This window comes from Roseateles sp. P5_B10 (assembly GCF_056400485.1).
Window position 1 is genome coordinate 1 of sequence record NZ_JBFULE010000066.1, and the last position, 15,043, is coordinate 15,043.

A 15,043-nucleotide genomic window follows, 5' to 3' on the forward strand; every position below is an offset into this window, starting at 1 on the left:
CAGCTGCGCGAGCAGCCGCCCGTCGGCCAGGCGCAACTCGGCCGACAGCACCAGCGGGTTGGGGCGCAGCGAGTCCAGGATCTCCTGCGCGCGCCGCGCGTCACCGAAGGCGACCGCCGCCTCGGCACCGACAGCGATCAATTGCGCCATGGGTTCGACCTGGGCGCGGGCGCGCTGTTCGAGGGTCAGGCGCTGCACCAGTACCAGGCCGGCCGCGCCCGCGGCGAATACCAGCACCGCCGCCACCAGCAGCGACAGCATCAGCACGCTGCGGATGCGGCGCGGTCGCGCGGCGTTCACCTCAGCCTCCGCAGGCTGCCGTGCTCGACCACTTCACTGGACACCTCGAGCAGCTTTGCCGGGATGCCCAGCGAGGCCCGGCGTGCCTGGTCGAGATTGATGCTCATCTCGATGTGCTCGCCGGGCAGCAGGCGCACGACGCCGCCCTCGCTGAGGAATTCCGGCGCATTGCCCACGGTCAGGACCGGCAGGCCGCTCAGCTGCGCCAGTGCCGCACGCCGCGCCGACGAACTGATGGCGCCGACGAAGACGATGTGGCAGCTGGCGAGTGCCTCGGGCGACACGGCGCGCCTGACGGTGAACGGCCGGCCCTGTTCGAGCCGGCCCTGGAAGGTCTGCTCCAAGGAGGCGTCGAAGTGGTTCTCGTCAACGGTGCAGACGTTCCAGGGCATGGTGCCGTCGGCAAAGGCCCGCGACGGCCAGGTGACGTAGCGGGCGAAGTTGCGCATGAACGCGGCCTCGACCCGGGACTGCCGCTCGACCAGCGGCGCCTGCGCGCCGGCCAGCGGCCCCAGCACGCAGGCCAGGGCCGCCAGCGCGACGGAGCGTCCGAAACGCACGGCGGCCCTCACCAGGCCGCTTTCAAAGCCAGCAGCCACTCCCGGGGCCGCGAACGCGTGCTCTGCGAGGGGTGGTAGTGCCGGTCGAGCAGGTTCTTGCCGGACAGCTCGATCGACATGCGGCGCCCGCCGTCCAGCCACGCGTAGCCCGCCAGGGCGTCGATCAGCGCATAGCTCTGCCGCGCCGCCGCCGGGCCCTCGGGCAACAGCGTCTGGTCCCGCACGACGTGGGCCCCGCCGGCCAGGTAGAGCCCGCCAGAGAAATCATGCCGCGCCCAGAGGTTGAACAGATGCGGTGCGCTCATCTGCAGCCGCGCGCCGTGCAGCAGTTGGGCGCTCTTGTAGTTGATGCGCTCGGCGGCATTCAGCGTCGCCGGATCGCGCGACAGCAGGGCCGCGTCGTTGCCGCTGTACTCCAGGATGCGGGCGGCGGTGCGGCTGTAGGCCAGGTAGATCTGCCAGCCCGCGGCCGGCAGCAAGGTGGCATCGAACTCGATGCCGCGCGAGCGCTGCTGGCCGCTCTGGACGTTGTAGATGACGACGTTGCCCGAGCTGTCGGTCTGCGCCAGGTCGTTGACGGCGTTGCGGTTGCGCAGGTCGAAGGCGGTCAGCGTGGCCGTGGCGCGGCCGTTCAGCAGCTCCGCCTTGACGCCCAGGTCCCAGCCGCTGCCGCGCGTCGGCAGGGCGGGTGCGTGCGTGTCGTCGGGCCGGTTCAGCACCTGCGCGACGGGCACGAAGGAGCGTGCGAACGAGGCGAACAGCGACCACTCGGGCGCCAGGCGCAGCAGGGCGCCGTATTGCGGCGTCAGCTCATGCGTGGAGAAGGGCTGCGACGTGGCGGTGATCCGGTCGTCGACCCGGGCACGCGCGGCGGTGTAGCGCAGGCCGGCCAGCAGCAGCAGGTCGTCGTCAAGCAGCCCGAGCGTGGCGCCGGCATAGGCCGAGCGGTCCGTCTGGTGCAGGCTGCGGTCGGCGCGGTTCTCGGTCAACGCCGACAGCGGGATGTCCACCTGGCGGTTCCAGGTCGATGGGTCGCGCAGGTCCCACAGCGGCAGGGGCGAGGCGATGGGGCGGCTGCCCAGGGCTGGGTCGTTGGGCGCCTGCGCCGCCGTGTTGTCGAAGCGCCGCCTGAGCGACTGCGCGCCGAGCAGCAACCGCAGGCTGGCACGGTCGAAGCGGTACACGCCGACGCCGTCGGCGGTCAGCGTCTCGGCCTGGTTGGTGTAGGTCTGGCGACGCAGGCGGCGGCCCTGCAGAAACGTCTGGTTGTCGGACATGCCGAGGTTGCCGGAGAACAGCGCATCGATGGCGAAGCGCAGGCGTGAGTAGCCGGCGCGCAGATGCCAGTGGTCGCTCGCCTCGACATCGACCCAGCCGCTGGCGCCCGTGCTGTCGCTGCGGCGGTAGTCGACGTCGGACATGCTGTTCCAGTCGTCTGGCAACCCGGGCACGTCGACGCCGGCGCGATTCGGGTCGGCCGCGGTCGGCACGAGGCCTGCCTGCCTGCCGTAGCCGGGCTTTTGCATCAGCTGCGGGGCTTCGCGCTTGCTGTACTGCTCGGCCTTGAGGGTCACGCTGACGCGGCGGTCCGGTGTCCAGCGCAGCGAAGGTGCCAGGGTGGTGGCATGCGCGTCGTAGGGCCGCCAGTAGTGGATGTCCTGGTCGAACGAGGCTGCGACACGCAGCAGCAGGTCGGGCCGCAGCGGCGTGCCCATGTCGGCGTCGAGCCGGTAACGGCCGTAGCTGCCGGCGCCCACCTCGACCTCGGCGAAGGGCTGGGGCCGCGGGCTCTTCGTGATCACGTTGACGATGCCGCCGGGCGCCACCTGGCCGTACAGGAAAGAGGACGGCCCCTTGACGATCTCGATGCGAGAGGCGCTGGTGAGGTCGAAGATCGACGGGCCGACGAAGCCGTCGCGCAGCACCTGGTAGGCGCCAGGCACCTGGCTCACCGCAAAGCCGCGGATCGCCAGGTTGGCATTGCCCTCATTGAAGTCGTTGCTCCGGTAGGTCACGCCCGGCGAATAGCGGGCCACGTCGAACAGGCCTTGCGGCTTCTGGTCGCGGATGAATTGCTCGTTGAAGGCCTGGATGGCGAACGGCAGGTCGTGGATCGGCGCGTCGAAGCGCGAGGCGGACACGGCGTGGGCGGCGCGATAGCCGCGGTCGAGGTTGGCGGCGACATCGAAGGGCGACAGCCGCACCTGCACGAGTTCGCCGATGTCGAGGTCGGCGACGCTGGAGGAACTCGCCGCGACCCCGGTGGCAGCCGCCAGGCCGGCGGCCAGCACCAACAGCTGCGCTGCGCCCGCGACCCGCAAGCGCATGGCGGTTCCCTGTCTCCTGCCCCCGGCTGCTGTCATCGATCACTCGATTCCATTGGGCTTGTTTGCATCGAGTTTATGCCTGTGCGCCGCCGCAAGGGGCGGCCTGCCGTTCAGGCCTGCACGACGTTGCGGCCCTGGCCCTTGGCCCGGTAAAGCGCCGCATCGGCGCGCGCCAGCACCGCGCCGCCACTGGCATCGGCGCGTTCGGCTTCGGCGATGCCGAAGCTGGCGCTGAGCGACCAGTCCTGCTCCAGCCACCGCAGTGGCGCCATATTGACCAGCCAGCGCATGCGCTCGGCCACCAGCGCCGCGCCGGCGATGTCGGTGTCGGGCAGCAGCACGCAGAATTCCTCGCCACCCAGGCGGCCGAAGCGGTCCACCTCGCGCACGCAGGGCTGCAGCTCCTTGACCATCAGGCGCAAGGCCGCGTCGCCGGCGGCGTGGCCCAGTGTGTCGTTGAGCTGCTTGAAGCGGTCCATGTCGATCATGACCAGGGCATAGCCGCGGCCGCGCGCCAGCCAGGCGTGGGCGCGCTCCAGGGCCCGGTCGAAGGCGCCGCGGTTCAGCGTGTCGGTCAGCGGGTCGCGCTCCAGCAGGCGCTCGATGCGCGTGATCAACCGCATCAGCACCAGGAAGGCCAGCGTCGCGTTCTGCAGCAAGGCCAGCACCAGGGCCGTCCACAGAAAGGCGATGTTGAACCCGGTGGGCATGCGCAGGTCGGGTGTGCGGCCGGGGTTGACGAAGGTCTCCAGGCCGCGCGCCGCCATCAGCGCCGCGATGAGGAACAGGGGCAGGGCCAGCGGCGCGGGCGTGCGCCGGCCGCCGGCCGAGCGCGCCAGGCTGCGCCAGGCGACAACGCCGGCCACCAGCGTCAGCGCGGCGCCGGCACCGTTGACGATGCGGGCCTGCCAGCGCAGGTCGCCTTCATAGGGCAGCGCCAGCAGCAGCAGCGCCGTGGCAGCCACGGCGGCGGCGCCGGGCTTCCAGTTCAGCGCCCGCGTCGTGATGCCCGGCACCGCCGCGCCGAGCAGCGCGAAGGAGGCGATGGCGAGCACGTCGCCGGGCCAGTAGGTCAGGGCGTCGGGCAGCACACCTCGCAGCACATGCAGGGTCAGCGAACCGGCGGCGGCTGCGTTCGCTCCGGCCATCGCCAGCGAGGCCCGCGGCGCGATGCGCGCGACCAGGGCCAGTGCCATCCACACCAGGGTCGCCGCCGCCGCGACGAAGATGATGCTGGCCAGCAGCGTCTGGGTCTGCGCTGGCGTGATCATGCCGTGGCGATCCCGCCGAGGTGCGTTGCCACGCAGACGCGGTTGCGGCCCTCGGCCTTGGCGCGGTAGAGCTCGCCGTCGGCGCGCGCCATGCCGACTTCGCCCCGCGGGTCGTCGGCCACCGGCAGGGCCACGCCGAAGCTGGCCGACAACGGCAGCTCCACGTCTTTCCAGCGCAGCGGCTGGGCGGCCAGGCTGTGGCGCAGGCGCTCGGCCACGCTGGCGGCGGTGGCGAGATCAGCGAGGCCGGCCAGCGGCAGCAGCGCGCAGAACTCCTCGCCGCCCAGGCGCCCCAGGCAGTCCACCTCGCGCAGGCAGGCCTGCCAGACGCGCACGCAATGCTGCAGGGCCGCGTCACCGGCCTGATGGCCGTGCTGGTCGTTGACGCGCTTGAAGTGGTCGATGTCGATCATGGCCAGCGCGAAGCCGCGGCCGCGTTGCAGCTGGGCCTGGGCCTCGCCGAGCGCCTGCTCGAAGGCGCGGCGATTGAGGGCGCCGGTCAGCGGGTCGCGGTAGGTCAGGTGCTGAATGCGCGTGATGAGGCGCCAGATCATCAGCGCGATCAGGCTGAGGGTGATGGCGGCGGTGACGACGAACCACAGCGCCGCGCGCGCCGGCGACGGCAGTTCGCCATTGAGGATGTGGTCATCCCAGCCCGGCACGAGCAGCAGCTCCGCGGCGTGCGTCAGCGTCACGGCTGCCATTGCGGCGAAGGGCAGGGTGGTGCATGCGGTGACGACGCGCGACAGCTGGTTGCCGATGCCACGCACGACCTCGCGCACGGACAGCAGGGCCAGCAGCGCCACGCTGAAAGTGCTGGCCACCTGCGGCGCCAGGCCCGAGCCGCTGGCCAGGCCCAGCGCGATGCCGATGGCACCGAGGCCGCCTATCCAGCTGATGTCGCGCGGGCGCTGGCGGCTGCGCAGCATGCGGCGCAGCGCCATCAGCAGCAGCACGGCACAGGCCAGCAGGCCGAACTCGGGAATCGCCTGGCGCAGCAGGCCGGGCCAGCCGGCCATGCAGTCGCCGCAGCCCTGGGAGGCGATGCGCACCAGATGAGCCGCCGCCATCAGCCGGCCGGCGCGCGGCGCGATGCGAAAGGTCTGCGCGAGCGTCAGCCAGGCCAGGGCCGCCATCAGATTGAAGAGGGCGCTGACCTTGAGGACCGTCGGGACGTCGAGGAATTCCATGCAGCGAGGTGGGCCTGTGAACGCTACGGCAATGGGCTGAGAAGGCTCGCCGCCAGGGGCCAAGCAAGGCGCAGCACGCCGCCCGCACTCATGTGCGGGCAAGTGGTGCAACGCCGAGTGGCCCCTGGCGGCGAGCCTTCCCGCAGGGTTGTGACCAGAAAGGCCGCGCGCCGCGTTGCAAATCCTCGCCGGGTACCCCACCCCGCTCCGGTTTGCGCCTTGCTCGCAGCCTTTCTGGTCACAACTCAGCCTATTGCCGTAGCGTTCACAGTCCCCGGACGCGCATCTTCTCCGACAACGCCACAATGCCGGCCATGTCGGCTTGGGTACTGATCACCGGAGGCTCGCGTGGCATTGGAAGCGCGACGGCGCTGCGTTGCGCCGAGGCCGGCTGGGACGTGGCCATCAACTATGCCCAGGATAGCCTCGCTGCGGACAAGCTCGCGGCCAGATTGCACGGACTCGGCCGGCGCGCGCTGACCCTGCAGGCCGACGTGGCCGACGAAGTTCAGGTGGCGGCCATGTTCGAGCAACTGGACGCGGCCGGTGGCCGGCTGGCAGGCCTGGTCAACAACGCCGGCATCGTGGCGCCGGCGGCGCGGCTGGAGGCGATGACGACCGAGCGGTGGCGCCGCCTCTTCGACGTCAACGTGATCGGCACGCTGCTGTGCTGCCAGCAGGCCGCGCGGCGCATGAGCACCCGGCAGGGCGGCGCAGGCGGGGCGATCGTCAACCTCAGCTCGCGCGCGGCCGAGTTCGGCTCGGCGGGCATCTATGTGGACTATGCCGCAACCAAGGGCGCCATCGACACCCTGACCAAAGGCCTGGGGCGCGAACTGATCAGCGAGGGCATCCGCGTCAATGGCGTGCGGCCCGGCATCATCGAGACCGACATCCATGCGGCCAGCGGCATGGACGCGAGTAGCGCTGTGTCGACCATTCCGATCCAGCGCCTGGGCCGGCCCGAGGAGATCGCCGAGGCCATCGTCTGGCTGCTGAGCGATGCGGCCAGCTACACGGTCGGCACCTTGCTGGATGTGGCTGGAGGCCGCTAGCGCTTCTCGACCAGCGTCGATTCAACGCCGCTCTCGTCGCGCAGCCGAATGGCGGTGGCACGCGCCTCGTCGGCGCTCGGGAAGGGCCCGGCGCGCAGCCGGTGCACGCCGCCCTCGCGGACGATGGTCAGCAGCGGCAGCAGCGTCAGGTCGGCCTCGGCAATGCGCTGGCGTAGGCTTTCAGCGCCGTCCAGCTTGGCGAAGGCGCCGAACTGCAACCAGGCGCTCGGGCCGGTGCCCGCCACGGTGCCGGTTGTCTCGCGCTGCGGCGCGCCGGGCGGCGTGTCGGGCACAAAGACAGGCGTCGGTTCGCCCGCCGGCTTCTGGAAGGTGCCGGCGCGGATCTCGGCATAGGTGATGCGCCGCACCTCCACCGGCGCCACGCCGCGCAGCAGGTCGAGCTTGAGGGCGGCCGTGTAGCTGAGGTCGACGATGCGGCCCTTGTGGAAGGGGCCGCGGTCGTTGATGCGCACGATGACCTCGCGGCCGTTGGCCGGGTTGCGCACGCGGGCATAGCTGGGGATGGGCAGCGTCGGATGAGCCGCCGTCATCGCATACATGTTGTAGACCTCGCCGCTGGCGGTGGGCCGGCCGTGGAACTTGCGGCCGTACCAGGAGGCCAGGCCGCGGTCGGCATAAGGGCTGTCGCCGGTGATGGGTTCGTAGCGCTCGCCCTGCACCTCATAGGGCTTGTTGGGGCCGCCGCTGCGCACGGGCTCGATGCGCGGCGCGGCGTCGGGCACCTTGGCGAGGTCGGACGGCGGATTGGGCAGCGGGCCGTCACGCTCGATGCCGACCGGCGCCACGGCCGAGCGGGTCGCGCAGCCGGTCATCAGTGCGAGCAGCAGCAGTGCGATGGGCAGGCCAGTATGCTGCACGCTGTTCCTGCAATGTCGAAGCCATGCCATGAGCAATTTCGTCTTTCCTCCAGCCGAGATCCCCAGTGCCGCCGTGCGCGGCACGGATGCCCGTTACGCGGTCAGCCGCATCTTCTGCGTCGGCCGCAACTATGCCGATCATGCCCGCGAGATGGGTGCCGACCCGACGCGCGAGCCGCCCTTCTACTTCACCAAGCCGGCCACGGCACTGACGCCCTCGGGCTCGACGGTGCCCTATCCGACCGAGACCAGGAACTACCACTACGAGATGGAACTGGTGCTGGCCATCGGCGCGCCGGTGTTCAAGGTCACGCCCGAAGCGGCCGTCGCCGCCATCTGGGGCTATGCCGCGGGTCTGGACATGACGCGCCGCGACCTGCAGGCGGTGGCCAAGGCGGCGGGCAGGCCTTGGGACACCGCCAAGGGCTTTGACCAATCCGCCATCCTCGGCGACATCGTGCGCAAGAGCGAACTGGGCGCGCTCGACAAGGGCGCCATCACGCTGGCTGTCAATAGCGTCGAGAAGCAGCATGGCGACCTGGCCGACATGATCTGGAACCAGGCGGAGATCGTCTCCAACCTGAGCCACCTCTACCACCTGCATCCGGGCGACCTGATCTACACCGGCACGCCGGCCGGCGTGGGCGCCGTGGTGGCGGGTGACGTCATCGTCGGGCGCATCGAAGGCCTGGGCGAGATCATGCTGACCATCGGCCCGGCGGAGTGACGATGTTCTCCACCGAAGAGACTTTGGCGCAGGCGCGCTCACGCAACATCCACGAGGCATTGGCCGAGGACATCGGCAAATGCGACTGGACGGCGCTGCTCGTGCCCTTGGCCAAGCGCGTGGCCGCCCAGGTGCGCGTGCGCGAGGCCGCGGTGCTGTGTGGCCGCGACTGGTTCGACGGTGTGTTTGCCGCACTGGATGCAACGGCGCGCATTGAATGGCTGTACGAGGAAGGCGCCGTGATGGTGGCGGACAGCATCGCCTGCCGCATCGAGGCCGATGGCCGTGCGCTGCTGAGCGCCGAGCGGCCGGCGCTGAATTTCCTGCAGCTGCTGTCTGGCACGGCGACGATCACGCGCGCGCATGTTGATGCCGTGGCCGGCGCCAGCACCAACCCGCGCGGCTGCGCCATCCTGGACACACGCAAGACCATCCCCGGCCTGCGCCTGGCGCAGAAGTACGCGGTGCGCGTCGGCGGCGGGCAGAACCAGCGGCTGGCGCTTTATGCCGGCATCCTTATCAAGGAAAACCACATCGCCGCAGCGGGTGGCGTGGGCGCTGCCTTGCGTGCAGCGCAGGGGCTGAATGCGGGTGTGGACATCCAGATCGAAGTCGAAACCATCGCGCAATTGCATGAGGCACTGGACGCCGGCGCCGTCAGCGTGCTGCTGGACAACTTCAGCGAAGCGCAGATGCGCGAGGCCGTGGCGGTGAATGCCGCGTATTCGGCTCAAGCGCTGCTGGAGGTCTCGGGCGGTGTCGCATTGGATCAGCTGCGCTGGATTGCCGCGACCGGCGTGGACCGCATCTCCATCGGCCGCCTGACCAAGGATGTCAGGGCGGTCGACTACTCGATGCGGGTGCTCGGTCCGGTCTAGCGACGACGCTTCAGCAGGCCAAGCAGGGCCAGGCCGGTGAGGCCCAGGGTGCCGGGCTCGGGCAGGCGGCCCGGCAATTCAGCGCCGGCCAGCAGGAAGATGTCGCCAAAGCCACCGGTGTCGCAGGGGCCGACGGATCCGCCGTTCTCCAAGGCCGGGCCCGAGCCCCTGACCCCGGTGTTGAAGCAGCCCATCCAGACCTGGACCGACATCGTGTCGTAACCCTGGTTCTCCAGGCCCCGCAGATCCAGCGTGGGCAGGTAGTTGATGAATTCGACCTCGTTGGAGGCGCGATTGGTCTTGACGAGGTCGCCGCCGTTCGGGCAGTTGCTGCCATCCGGCGAGGGGTAGGAGACCGTGGCGTTGACGACGCAGATCGCGCCAACGGTCAGCGCGAAGTCGGCGGCGCCGGGCGTCGTGATGGCGCTGCCGTCGAAGGTCTTGTCCGACGAGTACAGCAACGGGTCCTTGAAGATGTTGTTGGGGTCCAGCGCCTGGGTCTCGAAGTATTTGTTGCCCAGGTTGCCGTCGGTGTCGCGCACCGTGACCAACACCCAGATGGGAATGCTGGAGGCGTCGTTCTGCGGGTTGTTGAAGTCGAAGGCGATGGCCATCTCGTGATAGGCCCCGCCGAAGGTCAACTTCTGGTTGAGGGTGCTCAGGCCGGTGTCCCAGCTGAAGGGCGTATCACCCGCCAGGCCGCCGTTGTTCGCCGGGTCGTTGCCGTCGCCGGTGAAGAAATACTTCTTGGTGCCGCCGTTGTTCGTCGAGAAGCCATCCTCCGACGGCATGAGTTGGTCGCCGTTGTTCAGGATGTTGCCGTTGTTGGCGGTGACGACGATGGTGTCGATCAGCGCGCCCTGGCTGGCGGCAAAGCTGTAGGGGCCGTTGAAGCCCGCGTAGCCCTTGGCGGCCAGGTGATCCAGCACCGTCGTGGAGCAGGAGACGACGTTGCCAAAGGTGGCACAGGCGGAGTTGGGAGAGGGGTAGGTCGGCGAGTAGACCGGCAGTGGCGCTGCGGCGGCCAGGCCGGCTGGGAAGAGCAGGGCGAGAAGCCACTGCGGTTGGATGCCCCAGGAAGTCTTCTTCATATGTCACCTCTCACGCGAAGCGTTGGCTTCGCGATGAGAAATGAGCATTTATCGGGCCATGCCCCCTAAGTTGCTGAATTTGCTGCGGTTGACTTTTGACCCGTCGTCGCACTGTCAAAGGACTCGACAGCCGCGAATGAGTGGGACACCGTTGTCAACCTTCGCGCGCCGAGATGGCTGGCGCGACGAGTTCTCAGCCGTCGAACCAGGGTTCGTTGGGCAGGTCGTCAAAGACTTTCCTGAGCCCGGCACTCCAGCCCGTGCGCAGCGCCTGGAAATACGGGTCGTCGCGGCCGATGCGGTTGGGCGGCTTCATGGCCTGCTCGAACTGGTTGGCGCGCAGCATGATCATGTCGATGGGCAGGCCGACCGACAGATTGGACTGGATGGTCGAGTCGAAGCTGACGAGGGTGCACTTGGCGGCTTCGTCCAGCGCCGTCGTGTCGTAGCGGATGACGCGGTCGATGATGGGCTTGCCGTATTTGCTCTCGCCGATCTGGAAGTAGGGCGTGTCCTCGGTGGCCTCGATGAAGTTGCCCTGCGGGTAGACGTGGAAGAGGCGCGGGCCTTCACCCTTGATCTGGCCGCCCAGCAGCATGTTGGCGCCGAAGTCCACGCCGTTGTGCTGGTTGTCGCTGTCGCGGTTGACGATCTCCTTGAGCGTGCGGCCCAGCAGCACGGCCGCGTCGTACAGGGTGGGCACGTTGAGCAGGTGTTCGCCGTCGCCATGCAGGCGCTGGTTCAGCACGGAGATGACGGATTGCGTCGTCGCCAGGTTGCCTGCGGTCAGGATGACGATCTCGCGCTGGTGCGGGATCTGGAACTGGTACATCTTGCGAAAGCTGGCGATGTGGTCGACGCCGGCGTTGGTGCGGGTGTCGGAGGCGAACAGCAGGCCCGCACGCAGGCGCATGGCGACGCAATAGGTCATGGTGTGGTCCCGGCGAATGAGCTGGAAGGCATGTTACGGCTGGCCTGTGCCCTTGCGGGCGCAATGGGCAGGCAGGCAGCCCAGGCCGCGCAGCGACGCTTCGACGGCTTCATCCAGCGGCGTGTGCGGCTCGCGGCCCAGGGCGGCGACGAGGCGGCTGTTGTCCATGCGCACTGGCTGGCGCCACAGATAGCGCATCTCGCGCATCTCCTTGAAGGTCGTGACGAAGGGCGAAGCGAGAGTCAGCAGCCACCAGGGGAAGGCAGAGATACGCGGCGGCTTGCCGCCCTGGGCGACGACGACGCGCTGGATGGCCTCGGCCAGTTCGCGGCCGCTGGCGTCCCAGTGGCCGCTCATGTGGAAGTTGGCGAAGGCGGGCAGTGTCGCGCGTCGTTCCAGCAACTCCACCATCGTGCGGGCGACATCCGGCAGATAGGCCCATTGGTGGCCAGCGCCGGCGGCGGCCGGGTTGCTGATGGACGTCACCGGCTTGTCGGGCTTCACCAGGCCTTGCGAGAACCAGTTGTTACCGGCCCGCGGACCGAAGAAGTCGCCGGCGCGCAGCACGATGACGCGCAGCCCCGTCTCGCTGGCCGCTCGCAGCCGCGCCTCCATCTCGGCGCGGATGGCGCCCTTGCGCGTCGCCGGCCGCTGCGGCGCGTCCTCGTGCAGCAGCGGGAAAGCGTCGGGGCCGTAGTTGTAGACCGTGCCCGGCAGCAGCAGCGTCGCACCCAGGGCGCGGGCGGCGGCGATGCTGTGCTCCAGCATCGGCAGCACGAGGCGGTCCCAGTCGCGGTAGCCCGGCGGGTTGACGGCATGAACGATGACGTCGCAGCCCTGGGCGGCAGCGAGCACGTCGGCCGCGTTCAGCGCATCGCCGCGCAGCCATTGGATGCCGTCACTCTGCGCGTGCGCCGTCGAGAGGCCACGCTTGAGCCCCTTGACCACCCAGCCCGCGTCGCGCAACTGGCGTGCCACCTCGCCGCCAATGCCGCCACTCGCGCCGAGCACCAGGACCGTCTTGCTGCTTGTTTCCATGTCGTTCTCCAGAAGTTGATGGAACGGATTCTGGGAAGTGACGGCTTGATTGGGAATTGCTGAAGGTAGTGTCGTAGATATACATTTATGTATGGCTTCGACACTGCCCTGGGACCTGCTGCACACTTTTCTCGGCGTGCTGCGCGAGGGTTCGCTGTCGGGCGCGGCGCGGGCGCTGGGGTTGACGCAGCCCACCGTCGGGCGCCATGTCGCCGCGCTGGAGCAGGCGCTCGGCCAGCCCCTCTTCACCCGCTCGCCCACCGGCCTGCTGGCCACGGAGGCGGCGCTGGCCCTGCGCGGTCACGCCGAGCAGATGGAAGCCGCGGTGGCCGCGCTGCAACGGGCGGCGACGGCGCGCGGTGCCGAAGTGAGGGGCACGGTGCGGGTGACGGCCAGTGAGATCATCGGGGCCGAGGTGCTGGCAGGCGTGTTTGCTGCGCTGCGCGAGGCTCATCCCGGGCTGGTCCTGGAACTGGCCCTGAGCAACCAGTTGCAGGACCTGTTGCGCCGCGAAGCCGACATCGCCGTGCGCATGACGCCGCCCGAACAGGGCCAGTTGATCGCGCGCCGCATCGGCAGCATTGAGCTGGGCCTGCATGCGCGGACCGACTACCTCGACCGCCACGGCCGGCCCACGGCCCTGGCTGAGCTGCAGGGCCACACGCTGATCGGCTTCGACACCGTGACGCCCTTCATCCGCGCCGGGTCCAAGCGCCTGAGCGGCATCAGCCGTGACAGCTTTGCGCTGCGCAGCGATTCCGACCTCGCCCAGCTGGCACTGGTGCGTGCTGGCGCCGGTATCGGCATGTGTCAGGTCGCACTGGCGCGGCGTGCGCCCGTGCTGGAGCGCGTGCTGGCCGACCAGTTCGCCTGGCCGCTGGAGACCTGGGTCGCCATGCACGAGGACCTGCGCCAGAACACGCCCTGCCGAGTCGTCTTCGAGGCGCTGGTGGACGGGCTCACGCGCCACATCGCCATCTGAGGCTCAGCGCACGGGATTCGATGCCGGCGCGGACGCCGGTCCTGAGGCTGGCGGGAAGGATGGCGGCGAGGAGGAGGCGGGCGAAGACGGTGGCGGCAGCGGCGGCGGCGCAGCCTGCGAGGTGGCGGCGTTGGCCGATGGCAGCGGCTGCTGCTCGGAGCGGCAGGCCGCCAGCTGCGCCACGGTGGCCACGGCCGCGAGCGTCAGTGCGCATCGACAGGATGTCAAAGCAGGGAGTGGCATGGGCACCTCACTCAGCAGCGGCAAATGGACGCGTTACTTCTTGGGCGCAACGCTGAGCGCCTGGGCCATCTCCAGGTGGTGCCTCAGGCCGGGCAGGGTCCTTTCGGCCCAGGCCTTGATCTCGGGATCCTTGGCATTCTGGGCGGCGTCCTGGAAGAGCTTGATCGTGTTCTGGTGGGCCTTCACGCCGAAGGTCTTGGCGTAGCGTTCGTCGAACTTGTCGTTGTCGCCAGCGTCGATGAGCTTGATCTCGGTCTTCTGCTTGACGGAAGGGCCATCGGGCAGCGTAACGTTCTTGCTGGCAGCCAGCGCCTTGAGCTCATCGGCCACCTTGGTGTGGTCGGCGATCATCGAATCGGCGAAGGACTTCACATCGGCATTCTTGGCCTTGGACTGTGCGAGCTTGCTGGCCTCGATCTCGGCCGCGCCGGCGTGAGCGGCCTCCTTCATGAAGGACTTGTCCGAACGGGCATAGGCTTGGCCGGCAAAGGCGGCACTGGCAAGCAGCAGGGTGACGCTCATGAATTTCTGGGCGGTGCGCATGGGGGCTCCTTGACGGGTTGAGGCGGACGGCTGAAGCCGGCATGCGCAACGGCACCACCGGACTAACGGCCAATCTAGGCGGCGGTGCGTGCCGACGGCGTCAGCCGAGGACGAAGCCGCTGTAGGAGAACCGGCGGCCGGCAGCTTCCGACAGCGGCACGTGGCGCCGGCCGACAACCCGCCAGCCTCCTGCTGTCTAGGCTGCAGGATCAGTCAACGCCAAGGAGTCGACATGCAAGACGACGACAGCCGCAGCTATCCATCGGACAACGATGTGAGCACCGAAGAAGACCTCAGCGGCCCGGCCGCCGCGAAGAAGATCGCCGACCTCGTCAAGGCCGGCAACAGCTGCTTTTTCTGCACCCTCGGCATGGGCACGCGGCAACTGCATGCGCGGCCGATGACCGTCATCGAGGTCGACGACAGCGGCGCCCTGTGGTTCTTCAGCGAGATCGACAGCCTGAAGAACATCGAACTCGACCGCGATCCGCGCGTCACGCTGTTCTTCAAGGAGGGGGACAACGGCGGCCACCTGAAGCTCGACGGCAGCGTCGAGCAGGTGACTGACAAGGCCACCATCCACCGGCTCTGGAGCCCCAAGCTGCGGGCTTGGTTCACGCAAGGCGAGGACGACCCCCGTATCTGCTTACTGCGCGTGGACGCGATCAGCGGCGAATACTGGGACAACCGCCACGGCAGCGCCATCGCCGGCCTCAAGATGCTGTTCGGCGCCATCACGGCCCAGCGCGTCGACGAGGGTGTGCATGGGCATCTGAAGCTCTGAGGCACCTCCCCATTCGGCGCCCAACAAAAAGCACCTGGCATTGTCAATTCCACTTTGTAATCGCCGCTTGTCCGTCATCTGATTGCCGCCTTCAAGGCCCGTTTTCGGCATCAAATGTCCGGCATCCGCATGGCAATTTTGTATTTGTCCGGCATCGCCCTGCTGTTTTTGACAAGGCGAATAAGTGGTTGATTTGATTGAATTTTCCAGGAAAATTTTTCGCCAAATCCGGTCTTGCCCGTTCT

15 protein-coding genes are annotated in these 15,043 nt (G+C 68.8%); 5 read left to right on the top strand and 10 right to left on the bottom strand.

The features are described 5' to 3' along the window. The 5 genes from AC1DU6_RS06975 to AC1DU6_RS06995 form a co-directional block, all read right to left on the bottom strand. The coding region (locus AC1DU6_RS06975; protein WP_477856419.1) for a CHASE sensor domain-containing protein at positions 1-300 on the bottom strand (300 nt) is incomplete at its 3' end. Beyond that, positions 297-860, bottom strand: coding sequence for a YfiR family protein (locus AC1DU6_RS06980; protein WP_457320539.1), 564 nt, complete (start codon positions 858-860; stop codon positions 297-299). The genes AC1DU6_RS06980 and AC1DU6_RS06975, both read right to left, overlap by 4 nt. Positions 861-868: 8 nt before the next feature. After that, on the bottom strand, positions 869-3,187 hold the full coding sequence (locus tag AC1DU6_RS06985; RefSeq protein ID WP_477856420.1) for a TonB-dependent siderophore receptor: 2,319 nt from the start codon (positions 3,185-3,187) through the stop codon (positions 869-871). A 110-nt stretch (positions 3,188-3,297) separates the two neighbouring features. Then, the gene (locus AC1DU6_RS06990; RefSeq protein ID WP_056191931.1) at positions 3,298-4,458 is read right to left on the bottom strand and encodes a GGDEF domain-containing protein; all 1,161 of its coding nucleotides are present in this window, start codon (positions 4,456-4,458) and stop codon (positions 3,298-3,300) included. Beyond that, positions 4,455-5,648: a GGDEF domain-containing protein gene (locus AC1DU6_RS06995; protein ID WP_477856421.1), complete on the bottom strand. Its 1,194-nt coding sequence runs from the start codon at positions 5,646-5,648 to the stop codon at positions 4,455-4,457. Before AC1DU6_RS06995 ends, AC1DU6_RS06990 begins: the two co-directional genes overlap by 4 nt. A gap of 314 nt (positions 5,649-5,962) precedes the next feature. Here AC1DU6_RS06995 and AC1DU6_RS07000 point away from each other — a divergent pair, with 314 nt between their 5' ends. After that, entirely contained in the window at positions 5,963-6,703 is a 741-nt protein-coding gene (locus AC1DU6_RS07000; protein WP_457351097.1) for an SDR family oxidoreductase, read from the top strand. Here the strand turns inward: AC1DU6_RS07000 and AC1DU6_RS07005 are convergent. Then, positions 6,700-7,581 (bottom strand): septal ring lytic transglycosylase RlpA family protein, encoded by an 882-nt coding sequence (locus tag AC1DU6_RS07005; protein ID WP_477856422.1) that lies wholly within the window; start codon positions 7,579-7,581, stop codon positions 6,700-6,702. The genes AC1DU6_RS07000 and AC1DU6_RS07005 overlap by 4 nt on opposite strands. Before the next feature lie 28 nt (positions 7,582-7,609). Here AC1DU6_RS07005 and AC1DU6_RS07010 point away from each other — a divergent pair, with 28 nt between their 5' ends. Together AC1DU6_RS07010 and nadC are read left to right on the top strand one after the other, a co-directional pair. Further along, a complete protein-coding gene (locus AC1DU6_RS07010; protein WP_457389645.1) occupies positions 7,610-8,308 on the top strand; it encodes a fumarylacetoacetate hydrolase family protein in 699 nt (232 codons plus the stop codon). A 2-nt stretch (positions 8,309-8,310) separates the two neighbouring features. Further along, positions 8,311-9,186 (top strand): carboxylating nicotinate-nucleotide diphosphorylase, encoded by an 876-nt coding sequence (gene nadC / locus AC1DU6_RS07015; RefSeq protein ID WP_457389644.1) that lies wholly within the window; start codon positions 8,311-8,313, stop codon positions 9,184-9,186. On the opposite strand, the gene AC1DU6_RS07020 is transcribed toward nadC, so the two are convergent. The 3 genes from AC1DU6_RS07020 to AC1DU6_RS07030 all read right to left on the bottom strand — a co-directional run bounded on the left by AC1DU6_RS07020 (position 9,183) and on the right by AC1DU6_RS07030 (position 12,246). After that, the gene (locus AC1DU6_RS07020) at positions 9,183-10,277 is read right to left on the bottom strand and encodes a PEP-CTERM sorting domain-containing protein (RefSeq protein ID WP_477856423.1); all 1,095 of its coding nucleotides are present in this window, start codon (positions 10,275-10,277) and stop codon (positions 9,183-9,185) included. The two genes, nadC and AC1DU6_RS07020, sit on opposite strands and share 4 nt — an antisense overlap. A gap of 193 nt (positions 10,278-10,470) precedes the next feature. Beyond that, complete coding sequence (locus tag AC1DU6_RS07025; RefSeq protein ID WP_056191944.1) at positions 10,471-11,208, bottom strand: proteasome-type protease; 738 nt, start codon at positions 11,206-11,208, stop codon at positions 10,471-10,473. Between the two features lie 33 nt (positions 11,209-11,241). Continuing rightward, on the bottom strand, positions 11,242-12,246 hold the full coding sequence (locus AC1DU6_RS07030) for an NAD-dependent epimerase/dehydratase family protein (protein ID WP_477856424.1): 1,005 nt from the start codon (positions 12,244-12,246) through the stop codon (positions 11,242-11,244). 91 nt (positions 12,247-12,337) lie between these two features. Here AC1DU6_RS07030 and AC1DU6_RS07035 point away from each other — a divergent pair, with 91 nt between their 5' ends. After that, a complete protein-coding gene (locus AC1DU6_RS07035; RefSeq protein WP_477856425.1) occupies positions 12,338-13,228 on the top strand; it encodes a LysR family transcriptional regulator in 891 nt (296 codons plus the stop codon). Between the two features lie 276 nt (positions 13,229-13,504). On the opposite strand, the gene AC1DU6_RS07040 is transcribed toward AC1DU6_RS07035, so the two are convergent. Then, on the bottom strand, positions 13,505-14,014 hold the full coding sequence (locus tag AC1DU6_RS07040; protein ID WP_477856426.1) for a DUF4142 domain-containing protein: 510 nt from the start codon (positions 14,012-14,014) through the stop codon (positions 13,505-13,507). Positions 14,015-14,246: 232 nt separating this feature from the next. Here AC1DU6_RS07040 and AC1DU6_RS07045 point away from each other — a divergent pair, with 232 nt between their 5' ends. Further along, positions 14,247-14,798, top strand: a complete 552-nt coding sequence (locus AC1DU6_RS07045) for a pyridoxamine 5'-phosphate oxidase family protein (RefSeq protein WP_477856427.1) — start codon at positions 14,247-14,249, stop codon at positions 14,796-14,798. Positions 14,799-15,043: the final 245 nt, after the last annotated feature.

What these genes read in the sequence shown, in the direction of transcription:
- AC1DU6_RS07030 (WP_477856424.1), bottom strand. Translation starts at nt 12,246, where the DNA reads ATGGAAACAAGCAGCAAGACGGTCCTGGTGCTCGGCGCGAGTGGCGGC.
- AC1DU6_RS06985 (WP_477856420.1), bottom strand. Translation starts at nt 3,187, where the DNA reads ATGCGCTTGCGGGTCGCGGGCGCAGCGCAGCTGTTGGTGCTGGCCGCC.
- AC1DU6_RS07010 (WP_457389645.1), top strand. Translation starts at nt 7,610, where the DNA reads ATGAGCAATTTCGTCTTTCCTCCAGCCGAGATCCCCAGTGCCGCCGTG.
- AC1DU6_RS07020 (WP_477856423.1), bottom strand. Translation starts at nt 10,277, where the DNA reads ATGAAGAAGACTTCCTGGGGCATCCAACCGCAGTGGCTTCTCGCCCTG.
- AC1DU6_RS06995 (WP_477856421.1), bottom strand. Translation starts at nt 5,648, where the DNA reads ATGGAATTCCTCGACGTCCCGACGGTCCTCAAGGTCAGCGCCCTCTTC.
- AC1DU6_RS07025 (WP_056191944.1), bottom strand. Translation starts at nt 11,208, where the DNA reads ATGACCTATTGCGTCGCCATGCGCCTGCGTGCGGGCCTGCTGTTCGCC.
- AC1DU6_RS07045 (WP_477856427.1), top strand. Translation starts at nt 14,247, where the DNA reads ATGCAAGACGACGACAGCCGCAGCTATCCATCGGACAACGATGTGAGC.
- AC1DU6_RS06990 (WP_056191931.1), bottom strand. Translation starts at nt 4,458, where the DNA reads ATGATCACGCCAGCGCAGACCCAGACGCTGCTGGCCAGCATCATCTTC.
- nadC (WP_457389644.1), top strand. Translation starts at nt 8,311, where the DNA reads ATGTTCTCCACCGAAGAGACTTTGGCGCAGGCGCGCTCACGCAACATC.
- AC1DU6_RS07040 (WP_477856426.1), bottom strand. Translation starts at nt 14,014, where the DNA reads ATGCGCACCGCCCAGAAATTCATGAGCGTCACCCTGCTGCTTGCCAGT.
- AC1DU6_RS07000 (WP_457351097.1), top strand. Translation starts at nt 5,963, where the DNA reads ATGTCGGCTTGGGTACTGATCACCGGAGGCTCGCGTGGCATTGGAAGC.
- AC1DU6_RS07035 (WP_477856425.1), top strand. Translation starts at nt 12,338, where the DNA reads ATGGCTTCGACACTGCCCTGGGACCTGCTGCACACTTTTCTCGGCGTG.